The following is a 13689-nucleotide window of genomic DNA, read 5'->3' on the forward strand; positions in this document are numbered from 1 at the left end:
ACGTTTTTCTACAACCCCTGCAATTTCAGAAGTTCTCCTACTCCTTCCTCTAATTCTGACCGTTCCGGTATGCTTCCTATTACATTCTCATAGAGCCAATCCATCGTAACCAATTCTTCAACATCTAATATTTCTCCGGCAGTTCCATGAATTTCCCCATTTTGATCACATAATTCTCCTTCAAATGGATGAAAGCTTCCGTCTGCAATAAACTGGGCAAAGCTCTCTGCCATACGTTTTACTCCGCCCGGAACTCTTTCAGAACAGATTAATTCTATCACTCCTGCAGATAATCCCCACCAGTAGTTCAATGTCTTTTTATCACCATATGCAAGCGGTTTCCATGATCCCTCCAGAATATACTGCATGATCCGTTCATAAAAATTCCCCCAGTTTACAATACTGGTCGCGATTCTTGTGATTTCTCCTTTATCTTGAAAATATAATCCGTATGGACTTTCCGTTCCTTTTTTGCTAATCATTTCTTTTGCTGAAATAATCTTCAAATCCTTCTTTTCTTCTTCAGATCTGGAGTTTTTTACTCCTGTCCAGATTAGTTTTACCTGGGCTCCCGGCTGCATCATCCGAACACCGATTGAAAATGCATTGACATTCGCAATAGTTCCATACATCGGATAATCCTCTTCATAGCCGATCACGCTGTCTCTATCTGCCGCTGCTCCCGCTATAAGTCCCAGTAAAAATTTAATTTCATAATTTCTTGTCAGATATGTTCTTACAGATTTGTATGGGAAATTCAAAGAACAATTAAAAATATAAATGTCCGGATGTTGCAAAGCGACCTGCACCGATGCCTGCATCAACGTTGCGGCTGTAGTAAAAATCACCGTATTTCCATCCTCGATCGCCGCCTCAAGCACTTCACTTCTTGCTGTCTGCGACTGGATATTCTCATACACACTGGTAATTACTCTTCCACGAAATGAATCCTCCAGCTGTTGTCTCCCTAGTTCATGCGCATAGTTCCATTCACTGGAATTTGCACTTCCTTCATAAATAAAAGCAACTTTCATCACTCTTTTCGCCGGTGTCAGAAACCTTGTCAAAATCGGGATCTTTTCCGCCTCCGGCTCCATCACGCGCTCCACCTCTGTTTTTAGCGCTTCCGGTTCAATTTCTTCACGGATTGTTTCCAGTTTTTCACGGATTTCCACAGACGTTTTTTCTTTCAATTCTTCATATGGAAAAATATCAAGGCACCGCAAAAAAGCAGTCCCTATATGTTCCGGCACAAAATCTCCGGCCATAGATTCATACATGATTTGAAAATGGATATATACACTTGACAGTCTTCGGATTTCTTTCTCTTTCCACTTGCTGTTCCAGTCTTTTCCCATTGCCTGCAGCAGACTTTCATAATCTCCCGGTTCCGGAAATATGATCATATTCAGACCGGTTCTTTTATAAAACTCTACGAATTCATAATATACTACATTCTCTTTTTTATTATCTTGTACCGGAAGAATTCTTGTAACATTTGCCAATATAGTCGGCATTTTCAAATATTTCATAATGCTGACTCTTTTATTACCTTCCTGTACGTAGAATCTGTTTCTGTATTCATATACGGTCACCGGATCTCTCAATCCTTCTTCCATCTGAGACTGGAAAAGATTGATCCACTTTGCTGCAAATTCCGATGTCTCATCTAATAGGGGAAGAAAATCCGGACTGAACGCATTGCTCCTTGCGGCTTCTTTTGTTCCTACAACCAAAGATAATGGAATTTCCATCATTCCAAGATATTGATTTCCTGCAGTTTCCTCCCCTTCTAGAATTTCATCCAGTACGATCGGATATGGTGATTCTCCCTTTGCGCTCGCCCGTCTGGACTGACGCTGCGCAAGTTTTCTTGCCTGTTTATAATCATCCAACGGCATTTTCTCAGCCCTCCTGTTTTTATATAGCACGCTACTTTAACTTTTGTGAATTTCCACGAAAAAAGGGGCAGGAATTCCCGCCCCTTTTTTTAATGCTATGCTTCCAGATTGATTCCATCCTCGTCAAATACATGTACTTCACTTCCACGGAATTTAAAAGATACTTCCTCTCCGATTGCAAGATCAGAAAGTGTTCTTCCATTGAGATCCATTGTCTGCACGATAATGATTGTATCTTTTCCAGCTGCTGTAACATGCAGATGAATCGCACTTCCCATCATCTCGGCTACATCAATCTTACCGGTAACTGCCTGTGCTCCAGGCTCTGACAATGAAATGTGCTCCGGACGAATACCAAGTGTAACCTTCTGCGATTTTACACCTTTTGCTGCCAGATTTTTCTCTTTTTCTTCTGACAGTTCCACTCTGACTCCATCTACTTCTACCTGATATTTTCCTGCATTCTCGATCAGTTCTGCATCAAAGAAATTCATCTGTGGCATGCCGATAAATCCTGCTACAAAAATGTTCACCGGATGATCAAATACTTCCTGCGGTGTTCCGATCTGTTGAACGACACCATCTTTCATGATAACAATACGATCTCCAAGTGTCATAGCCTCTGTCTGATCGTGTGTTACATACATAAATGTAGTATCGATTCCCTGACGTAATTTGATAAGCTCTGCACGCATCTGATTACGTAATTTTGCATCCAGGTTGGATAATGGCTCATCCATTAAAAGAACTTTCGGTTCACGCACGATGGCACGTCCGATTGCAACACGCTGGCGCTGTCCACCGGATAAAGCTTTCGGTTTACGATCCAAATACGGTGTGATTCCAAGAATTTCGGCTGCCTGATCCACTTTCTGGTTAATTTCATTCTTCGGCATCTTTCTAAGCTTTAATGGAAATTCCAGATTCTCACGAACTGTCATATGTGGATAAAGTGCATAACTTTGAAATACCATTGCGATATCTCTGTCTCTTGGTTCCACATCATTCATTTTCTTGCCATCAATTAAGAGTTCTCCATCTGAGATTTCTTCCAGTCCTGCCACCATACGCAGTGTTGTTGATTTACCACATCCGGAAGGGCCAACAAGAACGATGAACTCTTTGTCCTTAATATCCAGATTAAAATCCTGAACAGCTACTACGCCTTCATCAGTTACTAAAAGATTACTCTTCTTTTCAGATGAACCTTTCTTTCTTTTTTTCTCTGTGTTCGGGTAAACTTTTTTAATGTGCTTTAAAATTACCTCTGACATAAATTAAGACTTTAATGATACTGCCTCCGCAATGTATCATCTCGTGACCGGCGATTTCTTCCGCGCCACATTACGACAGGTCTCCACACTGTCGCACCGCAAGCCTGACGGATTTCCTCCTTTTCTTTCCCTGAAAATGCAACAATGAGTGGAGTGTTGCATCCGGGCGGATTTAAATATTTATTTTTTCGAAGTATAAACCAGAACTTTTATTTTCGCAATCTATTTTCAAAAATTTGACCATTCTTATTGATTTTGCACAATTTTGAAACCTAGTCTTAAGTATTTTTCAACAAATTTTTCATTTTTAACCGTTTTTTATTGTTTTTTCTTATCCATAATGCTATGATGAAGCCAACAAATGGAAACGTTTTCGGAAACAGTTCCGAACTATTGGGCTTTTCACAAAAACACCCATTTTACAAATTATTATTTTATTTAAGGAGGACCATATTATGAACAAGAAACGTTTGATGGCAGCCGGACTTGCAGTTATAATGACAGCATCTATGGTAACTGGATGTGGCAGTTCTGACAGCAAGAAAGAATCAAAAACTGATGCGAAAGGATCTGTATACTATCTGAACTTCAAACCAGAAGCAGATGATCAGTGGCAGGAGCTTGCCAAAGAGTACACAGATGAGACTGGAGTAAAAGTAGAAGTTGTTACCGCAGCTTCCAACCAGTATGAAACTACATTGAAGAGTGAGATGGGTAAATCAAAAGCCCCTACATTATTTCAGGTAAACGGACCGGTTGGTCTTGCTTCATGGAAAAAATATTGTTATGACCTTTCCGGTTCTGATGTTTACAAGCAGCTTACTTCTGATGATTTCGCATTAAAAGAAAACGATGCAGTATATGGTATCGGATATGCAATTGAATCTTACGGAATCATCTATAACAAGAAATTACTAAAAAAAGCCGGATATTCACAGGATGATATCAAAGGATTTGATGATCTGAAAAAAGTTGTTGAAGATATTACAAGCAGAAAAGATAAATTAGGATTCTCCGCATTTACATCTGCTGGTATGGATGGTTCTTCTGACTGGAGATTTAAGACACATCTTGCAAACCTTCCTATTTATTATGAATACCAGAAAGACAAAATTGACAACACAGATAAGATCAAAGGAACTTACCTTGATAACTACCGCAACATCTGGAATCTGTATATCAACAACGCAACATGCAGCCCGAAACAGTTAAGTACAAAAACAGCTGATGATGCAACTTCTGAATTCGTAACAGAGCAGGCAGTCTTCTATCAGAATGGTACATGGGCATACGCAGATATCGCTGATGTTGGAGATGAGAATCTCGGAATGCTGCCAATCTATGTTGGTGTAAAAGGCGAAGAAAATCAGGGACTGTGTACAGGTACAGAAAACTACTGGTGTGTAAACAAGAATGCTTCTAAAGATGACATTCAGGCTACTCTTGATTTCATGAACTGGTGTGTAACTTCTAAGACAGGTACAAAGGCAATGTGCGGAGCTGCAAACGCTATGCCTTCTGGTGCTGACGGTATGGGATTTGTAATTCCATTCAAAGGGAACCTTAAATCAGAGAATCCACTTGTTAACGTTGCTAATGATTATGTAAAAGAAGGAAAGACTCCTGTTTCTTGGAACTTCTCTACAATGCCTTCTGAACAGTGGAAGAACGATCTTGGTTCTGCACTTACAACTTACGCATCAAAACAGACAGATGCGAACTGGGCAAAAGTTAAATCTGCATTCGTAGATGGATGGGCAAAAGAAGCAAAAGCAAGCAAGTAATTTATAACAAAACAACTTATTATTGCAGGGGAGCACACTGCTCCCCTGTTTTCATACAAAGAGGGATAATATGGAAAAATCTATTAAACGTTATTGGCCAGTTTTTATACTTCCTACCATGGCAGCTTTCATGATCGGATTTGTCGTTCCATTTCTGGAAGGTATCTATCTTTCCTTTTGTGATTTCACGACCATCAAAGATGCCTCTTTTGTAGGACTTGAAAATTATGCAAAAGCTATTTCTGATAAGACATTTACACATGCCTTCTCTTTCACAACTGTTTTTGCAATTGTTACTTTAGTATTGATCAACGTGCTGGCATTTGCGGTTGCACTTGCACTTACCCAGAAGATCAAAGGAACGAATATTTTCCGTACCGTATTTTTTATGCCGAACCTGATCGGTGGTATCGTACTTGGTTACGTATGGCAGCTGATTTTTGACGGTATTCTTGGAAAGTTTGATCTTGCACTGAAACTGAATGCAAAATTTGGTTTCTGGGGTCTGGTCATTCTGATCTGCTGGCAGCAGATTGGTTATATGATGATCGTCTATATCGCAGGTCTTCAGGCAATCCCAGGTTCCTTGAATGAAGCAGCGATGATCGACGGTGCCAACGCAAGACAGCGTCTTTTCAAGATCACCATCCCGATGATGATGCCTTCCATCACCATCTGTACATTCTTAACGATCACAAACTCATTCAAACTGTTTGACCAGAACCTTTCACTGACATCCGGTGAACCAATGCATCAGACAGAAATGATGGCATTGAACATTTATGATACGTTCTACGGTCATGTAGGATTTGAGGGAGTCGGTCAGGCAAAAGCCGTGATCTTCTTCATAATTGTAGTAGCAATTGGTTTGATTCAGCTTCGCGCAACCAGAGATAAGGAGGTTCAGCAATAATGAAAAATAAAAAAAGCGGTATTTTCGCCACTCTCTTTTTCACTGTAATCTCTATTCTTTTCGTGGCACCGATTTTTGTTGTTTTGATGAATTCATTTAAGAGAAAAGCTTTTATCAGTCTTTCCCCATTTTCAATGCCGGACGAAAAGAGTTATGCAGGTCTTGAAAACTATGTTACAAGTATTACAAAATATGAATTTGTAAAAGCAGTTGGCTGGACATTATTTATCACCGTCCTCTCTGTAATTGTAATTTTAGTATGTTGCTCTATGTGTGCCTGGTACATTACACGAGTAAAGAATAAACTGACAAAACTGATTTATCTTTTATGTGTATTTTCTATGGTTATCCCATTCCAGATGGTTATGTTTACCCTCTCCGGAACAGCTGATTCTCTTCACCTGAATACACCTTGGGGAATCGTAATCGTATATCTCGGTTTTGGTGCCGGACTTGCAGTCTTTATGTTCTGCGGTTTTGTAAAATCAATTCCGATTGAAATTGAAGAAGCTGCCATGATCGATGGATGCAATCCGATCAAAACATTTTTCTCAGTCGTACTTCCTATTATGAAGCCAACTTATATCTCTGTCGGTATTCTGGAAGCGATGTGGATCTGGAATGACTTCCTTCTTCCTTACCTTGTACTGGATATCAAGAAATTTAAAACAATTTCTATCGTTGTACAGTATATGAAAGGAAGTTATGGACGTGTAGATATGGGAGCAATTATGGCTTGCCTGATCATGGCGATCATCCCTGTTATCGTATTCTACTTAAGCTGTCAGAAATATATCATCAAAGGAGTTGCGGCAGGTGCTGTAAAGGGATAAAATATACTCCGTACATATTTTTTAACTGCTGTTAACAGAAAGGATTTTTAATTATGACGATTAAGGACATTGCAAGGTTATCCGGATATGGTATCGGTACTGTATCACGGGTTATAAATAATCATCCGGATGTCAGTGACAAAGCACGGCAACGGATCATGGAGGTTATCGAAGAGACAAATTTCCAGCCCAATTCCAATGCAAAGCACTTGAAAATGAGAGCTGTTTCTTCTATCGCCATTATTATTAAAGGAAATCAGAATATTCTGTTTAACGCAATTCTTGAACAGATCCAGCAACGCCTTTTGGCAAATGATGAAGAGGCAGTTGTCAGCTATCTGGATGAAGATGCGAATGAAGTCAGTTATGCTATGAGTCTTTGCCGGGAAAAAAATCCAAAAGGAATATTTTTTCTCGGTGGAGATCTGGAATATTTTGAAAAAGATTTCAAATACATCCCTGTCCCATGTGTTCTGCTGACAAACAGCGGAAAGGATCTGAAATTTACGAATTTATCCTCTCTGACAACAGACGATGCTGCAGCTTCTGAGGCAGTAATCGACTATCTGGTAGATCAGGGCCATACACATATTGGAATCCTTGGTGGTAATCTTTCCGACACACAAGTCAGCTATAAACGTCTGACAGGCTGTATTGCCGGATTCAAAAAGCACCATCTTGATTTCCAGCAGGATCTGCAATATGAACCTTGCCATTATTCTGTCGAAGAAAGTTATGAAGCTGCTCTCCGACTGTTAAAGCGAAACTCGTCATTGACTGCAATCTTTGCTTTTGGTGATATCATTGCATTTGGTGCAATGCGGGCCAGTTTCGATCTTGGCAAAAGAATTCCGGAAGATATTTCTCTTGTGGGATATGATGGCATTGACCTCTCCCGTTTTTTTGTCCCAAGACTTACAACCGTCCGTCAGGATACCGCTCAGATGGCCAAGCAAGGCGTTGATTTGATGTTACAGCGGATCCATTATCCTTATAAAGCAGTTCACAAGGTCATTCCTTATGAACTGATCAAATCAGAAAGTGTAAAAAAAATAAATTAGAACGGAAAGGAGGGTTTATGGTGAGAGCTGCAGGTATTTTAATGCCCATTACTTCTCTTCCTTCCCCATATGGAATAGGAACCTTAGGTCAGACCGCACGTGATTTCATCCAGTTTCTTGAGAAATCTGGTCAGACATACTGGCAGATTCTTCCTATTTGCCCAACCGGATATGGAGATTCTCCCTATCAATCATCTTCTACCTTTGCAGGCAATCCTTATATGATCGATCTTAATGATCTTGTTTTGGAAGGATTACTGCAACGCGCTGACTTTGAAAATTTCTCCTGGGGAGACGAACCTGAAAAAATAGATTATAAGCTACAATATGAACAGCGTTTTGTTGTTCTAAAAAAATCTGTCGGAAACGTTTCTACGAACATGGCTGACAGTCTGTCTGCATTTTTTCAGACAGAAGCTTACTGGTTAGATGATTATGCCTTATATATGGCTGTTAAGAATCATTTCGGTGGAACCGCATGGTCCCAATGGCCAGAACCGGTAAGACTTCGTGACACGAATAAATTAGAGGAATTAAAAACAACTCTTGCAGAAGACATTTTATTCTGGAAAACAATCCAGTTTCTCTTCTTCCACCAATGGAACAAGTTAAAAGCTTATGCCAGTCAACATCACATTCAGATTATCGGCGATCTTCCAATTTATGTTTCCGAAGACAGTGCCGATGTATGGGCACACCCGGAACAGTTCCAATTAAATGAAGAGTTACGTCCAACAGAAATCTCCGGATGTCCTCCAGATGGATTTTCGGAAGATGGACAGCTCTGGGGAAATCCACTATTTAATTGGGATTATATGAAAGAAAATGAGTTTTCCTGGTGGATAACAAGAATTGCACATCAAATGAAAATCTATGATGTGTTGCGAATTGATCATTTCCGTGGATTTGATTCCTACTTTGCAATTCCTTACGGAGATAAAACTGCGAAAAACGGAGTTTGGAGAAAAGGTCCGGGAATTGACTTCTTCCAGACTGTAAAAGAAAAACTTGGGGATCTTCCAATCATTGCCGAGGATCTTGGTTTTTTAACAGACTCCGTGCATCAGTTACTGAAAGAAACCGGATTCCCTGGAATGAAAGTGTTAGAGTTTGCTTTCGACACCCGTGACACCGGTTATGGCTATCTGCCTCACTGTTATACAAGAAACTGTATCGTATATACCGGTACTCACGACAATGAGACGATCAACGGCTGGTTTGAAACCGCTCCGGAAGAAGACACAGCCAATGCGATCCGTTATCTTCGTCTGACAAAAGAGGAAGGGTACCACTGGGGTATGATGCGCAGTGCATGGGCAAGCGTATCTGATACAGCGATCATGCAGATGCAGGATCTTCTTGGTCTCGGACATGAAGCCCGGATCAACACCCCATCAACGCTGAGTGATAACTGGACCTGGCGATGCAAGCCTGAAGACATCTCAGATGAACTCGCAAAGCAGTTATATGAAGAAATGAAAATATACGAAAGACTTCCTCAAATATAGAAGCGAAAGGGCGTAAATGCATTCACATTTACGCCCTCTTTTTCTTTAAATTCCAAGACACATTCTTATGATTCCTAAAATCAACAAATGCACCGGATAGAAAAGATAATTTACTAACTTATTCTGTTTTCCACGCTCTCCATTATAAGTAAGTGTCAATCCAAATCCAAGCAGAGCCCACGGCTCTTTAAACATAGAGAGGTAACAAAACGGAATTCCAAGTGCCCATCTCTCATGAAAAATATAACAGAAATAACCGATCAGCACCGCATGATGTTCATAGTCCAGACTTGTATTCATTGCTACAAAGCACAATACCGCTACAATAAGAAATGATACGAAATACCATAACGCCTTCGGTAATGATGCCATCTTCTCTTTCAATACGTCGATCACCCAGATCATAGCAAGTACAAGTGCCAGCGTGAACATAATATTGTTCCAGTTGACTTCAACAAATCTGGCCGATGTGCACATATCAAACGGAACCTCTGATATTACTCCAAATACAAGAAGTGTAGTTAAATATCTCCACTTATTCCTTGTGTGGAAATATCCTTCCACAAGAAGGAAGATGAATATCGGGAAAGCGATTCTTCCTAAAATATCAAAAAAATCACTCAATCGATTCAATGCTCCGCCATCCAGATTCGGATAGATCAGTGCTTTATTTGTATGGTCAATAAGCATTGATAAAAAAGCGATATATTTTAACTGCGCTCCCGAGAATATCTTGATTCTTTCTTTTATATTGTTCATAGATTTTTTTCAGACACCTTTCTTATTTATATTCTAGTAATTTTCTGTGTGAAGCTCGTGTGCTCTCTCGATGGCTGCCACACCTTTTCTGCCCAACACAAGCTCATATTCTGTCGATTATAGCGGAATAAATGCATTTATACAATCTTATATATAATGACTTTTGTCAAGAGGTAAATTGAAAAAAATCACTACAAATTTATTAAATTTTATCTGGCGAACCCGTGCCAACATAGATTGCTCATAGATAGCTCGAACCTTGAAGGATGCTAAAGCCCTTTCAGGGATTCTCCGGTTAATTGTTGTCTGCTTCGCTGTAAGCAGCGTACAGATACTTACGATTTTCTGTAGCTTCCGGGGGAAACACCATATTTTCTTTTGAAAATACGATTAAAATAAGACAGATTATCGAAACCGCTTTCTTCTGCGATCATCAGAATAGATTCATCGGATGATTTAAGAAGCCTTGCAGCCATAGCAAGACGATAATCGTTTAAATATTCGGTAAATCCAGTTCCCATATGAACTTTGAAAAACTTCATAAAATGAGATTTACTGTAAAAGGTAAGTTTCGCCATGTCATCAATTGTAAGTTTTTCTGTATAATGCTCTTCTACATATTTCAAAACAGTTTTCATTTTCTCCAAGGATTTTGGATTGTGAGAAATGGAAACTGTTTTTTTCTGTCTTTCAGAAATCAGAAGAAAGAAAAAGTAAAACAGTGCACTTTTTACTGCAAGCTGCCACCCGGTTGTCTGGTCTGCACAGACAAGGTCAATCTGTCGGATGCAATTGCTTAGAGACTCAAAAACTTCATGAGCAGGAGTAAGAAAATGTTCCACCGGCAAAGTCCCGTCAAGAAGCGGCTTCATGTATTGAAGCATACACAAATCATTTGCTCCGGAAGAGAGTAACTCCGGTTTAAAAATAATATTTTCATACTCCATTTTATAAGAAGCATCCTGCTCAATGGCATGAAGACAGCCCGGACATATCATAATAATATCTCCGCTGTGCACCAGATGCTTATCAAAGTCCACAGAAACATAACCCTGCCCTTTTTTAATAACGACAAGTTCCATCTCATCGTGCCAGTGCAACGGCACTCCCGGAAAATCAAGCGGAATAGAGCATAGATACGTATTATAAGGAAATTCTGCGGATGTATGTGCTTTTGTTTCGTGATAGTTCTGATATTCATTAATATTCATAAGAAAACAAAGTCCTTTCAACGAGTCCATAAAAATCTATTAGAATGATAGTATTGTACAATAGATTACAAGTATATTGCAAGATATTGGCATGGAATCATATTAAAATACAATTATAAACTAATGACAAAACAGCAAAAATGTTACATAAACCCGAATTCGATTTAAAAGGAGATTATTCAAATGAACATTCAGACAACATTACAGGAAAAACTTGGAAAAGAGATTGCGCAGGCTTCCAATGAAGAAATCTATGACGCACTTCTTAGCATGGTGCAGGAAATGGCAGGCAAAAAGGAACGCACAGACAGCAAAAAGAAGCTGTACTACATTTCCGCAGAATTTCTTATTGGAAAACTGCTTTCTAACAATATGATCAATCTTGGTATTTTCAATGAAGTAAAAGATGTGCTCGCACAAAACGGAAAGAACATTGCGGAGATTGAAGAAGTAGAACCAGAGCCGTCACTCGGCAATGGCGGACTTGGACGTCTGGCAGCTTGTTTCCTTGACTCAATCGCAACACTCGGACTTGCCGGAGACGGTGTCGGTCTGAACTATCATCTCGGACTTTTCAAACAGGAGTTTAAAAACAATCTTCAGCGAGAAACTCCGAATCCATGGATCGAATCAAAATCATGGCTGAAAAAAACACATGTTATTTACCCGGTGTCATTCAAAGGGCTTAATGTAAATGCAAGAATGTATGACATCGAAGTGACAGGATACAACAATAAGACAAATAAATTACATCTCTTCGACATCGACTCTGTAGATGAGACGATCGTGGAGGATGGAATTGCTTTTGATAAAGAAGACATTGAGAAAAACCTGACACTTTTCTTATACCCGGATGACAGCGATGAGAATGGAAGACTGCTTCGCATTTATCAGCAGTATTTCATGGTAAGTGCAGGTGCACAGCTGATTCTCGATGAATGTATAGCAAAGGGGTGCAACCTTCATGATCTTGCTGATTATGCAGTGATCCAGATCAATGATACCCACCCGACAATGGTAATTCCGGAATTAATCCGTCTTCTTGTAGAGAAAGGCTTAGACATGGACGAGGCGATCGAAGTTGTTTCTAAAACATGCGCCTATACAAACCATACCATTCTTGCAGAGGCACTAGAAAAATGGCCGGTATACTATTTGAAGAAGGTCGTTCCACAGTTAATGCCGATCATTGAAGTATTAGATGACAAAGTAAGAAGAAAATATGATGATGAAAGCGTTTCTATTATCGACAGAAATGATACTGTTCATATGGCACATATTGATATCCATTATGGTTTCAGCGTAAATGGTGTTGCTTCTCTTCATACAGACATTCTGAAAGAGACTGAATTAAATAACTTCTACAAGATTTACCCGGAGAAGTTTAATAATAAGACAAATGGTATTACATTCCGTCGTTGGCTGCTGCACTGTAACCCGGCTCTGACAGCACTTCTTGATGAACTCATTGGAGAAGAATATAAAAAAGATGCAGCGGAACTTGAAAAACTGCTTGCATTTAAGGATGATGAAAAGGTACTTGACCGATTAGTTGCAATCAAACACGCAAACAAAAAAGCATTGTGCAAATATCTGGAAGAGACACAGGGCGTAAAAGTGAGTGCAGATACGATCTTCGACATTCAGATCAAACGTCTCCATGAGTACAAACGTCAGCAGCTGAATGCATTATATATTATTGATAAATATCTTGAAATTAAAGCAGGAAAGATTCCTGCAGCACCTGTGACAGCGATCTTTGGAGCAAAAGCCGCACCGGCTTATGTAATTGCAAAAGATATCATTCATCTGATTCTCTGTCTGCAGGAGATCATTAACACTGATCCTGAAGTAAGCCCATATCTGAAAGTTGTTATGGTTGAAAACTACAATGTAACAAAAGCGGAAAAATTAATTCCGGCATGCGACATTTCTGAACAAATCTCACTTGCATCTAAAGAGGCAAGCGGAACCGGTAATATGAAATTCATGCTGAACGGAGCTATAACACTTGGAACAGAAGACGGCGCAAATGTGGAGATCCACGAGCTTGTCGGCAACGATAACATTTTTGTATTCGGTGCTTCCAGCGACGACGTAATCGAACATTACGTAAAAGCAGATTACGTCGCAAAAGACTTCTACGAAAAGAATCCGTCCATCAAAGCAGCAATTGACTTTATCACAAGCGATGAAATTTTGAAAGTTGGGCAGAAGGAAAACCTTGAGAGATTGCAGCATGAAATCATCAGCAAAGACTGGTTCATGACACTTCTTGACTTTGACAGCTACAAAGAAAAGAAAGAAGAAGCACTGAAAGCTTATACAGATCAGAAAACATGGGCTAAAAAAGCACTTGTAAATATTGCGAGAGCAGGATATTTCTCATCTGATCGAACAATTGAAGAGTACAACAACGACATCTGGCATCTGTAAGAGGAGGAG

At 39.7% G+C, this 13689-nt stretch carries 10 protein-coding genes; 6 read left to right on the top strand and 4 right to left on the bottom strand.

Annotated features, from left to right (window positions below):
• Positions 1-8: 8 nt before the first annotated feature.
• Positions 9-1901 carry a BMP family ABC transporter substrate-binding protein gene (locus tag DW152_RS12405; RefSeq protein WP_117538210.1) on the bottom strand — a complete coding sequence of 631 codons (1893 nt, stop codon included), beginning with the start codon at positions 1899-1901 and terminating at the stop codon, positions 9-11.
• Positions 1902-1996: 95 nt separating this feature from the next.
• The gene (locus DW152_RS12410) at positions 1997-3175 is read right to left on the bottom strand and encodes an ABC transporter ATP-binding protein (protein WP_021859902.1); all 1179 of its coding nucleotides are present in this window, start codon (positions 3173-3175) and stop codon (positions 1997-1999) included.
• Between the two features lie 455 nt (positions 3176-3630).
• On the opposite strand from DW152_RS12410, the gene DW152_RS12415 reads away from it, so the two are divergent.
• The 5 genes from DW152_RS12415 (at position 3631) to malQ (ending at position 9274) form a co-directional block, all read left to right on the top strand.
• A complete protein-coding gene (locus DW152_RS12415) occupies positions 3631-4959 on the top strand; it encodes an ABC transporter substrate-binding protein (RefSeq protein WP_117538209.1) in 1329 nt (442 codons plus the stop codon).
• 70 nt (positions 4960-5029) lie between these two features.
• The gene (locus tag DW152_RS12420; RefSeq protein ID WP_021859900.1) at positions 5030-5872 is read left to right on the top strand and encodes a carbohydrate ABC transporter permease; all 843 of its coding nucleotides are present in this window, start codon (positions 5030-5032) and stop codon (positions 5870-5872) included.
• Positions 5872-6705 carry a carbohydrate ABC transporter permease gene (locus tag DW152_RS12425; protein ID WP_021859899.1) on the top strand — a complete coding sequence of 278 codons (834 nt, stop codon included), beginning with the start codon at positions 5872-5874 and terminating at the stop codon, positions 6703-6705. The genes DW152_RS12420 and DW152_RS12425 overlap by 1 nt, the downstream gene beginning before the upstream one ends.
• Positions 6706-6758: 53 nt before the next feature.
• Complete coding sequence (locus DW152_RS12430; protein WP_021859898.1) at positions 6759-7766, top strand: LacI family DNA-binding transcriptional regulator; 1008 nt, start codon at positions 6759-6761, stop codon at positions 7764-7766.
• Between the two features lie 17 nt (positions 7767-7783).
• Positions 7784-9274, top strand: a complete 1491-nt coding sequence (gene malQ / locus DW152_RS12435; RefSeq protein WP_021859897.1) for a 4-alpha-glucanotransferase — start codon at positions 7784-7786, stop codon at positions 9272-9274.
• Positions 9275-9319: 45 nt separating this feature from the next.
• Here malQ and DW152_RS12440 read toward each other — a convergent pair whose 3' ends face one another.
• Together DW152_RS12440 and DW152_RS12445 are read right to left on the bottom strand one after the other, a co-directional pair.
• A complete protein-coding gene (locus tag DW152_RS12440; protein WP_117538208.1) occupies positions 9320-10033 on the bottom strand; it encodes a TraX family protein in 714 nt (237 codons plus the stop codon).
• A gap of 335 nt (positions 10034-10368) precedes the next feature.
• Positions 10369-11244 (bottom strand): AraC family transcriptional regulator, encoded by an 876-nt coding sequence (locus DW152_RS12445; RefSeq protein ID WP_021859894.1) that lies wholly within the window; start codon positions 11242-11244, stop codon positions 10369-10371.
• Positions 11245-11427: 183 nt separating this feature from the next.
• On the opposite strand from DW152_RS12445, the gene DW152_RS12450 reads away from it, so the two are divergent.
• Positions 11428-13680, top strand: a complete 2253-nt coding sequence (locus DW152_RS12450; RefSeq protein ID WP_199663852.1) for a glycogen/starch/alpha-glucan phosphorylase — start codon at positions 11428-11430, stop codon at positions 13678-13680.
• Positions 13681-13689 lie beyond the last annotated feature (9 nt).

The sequence above is a fragment of the Dorea sp. AM13-35 genome (assembly GCF_003473885.1).
GTDB classification, from domain to species: Bacteria; Bacillota; Clostridia; order Lachnospirales; family Lachnospiraceae; genus Dorea_D; species Dorea_D hominis.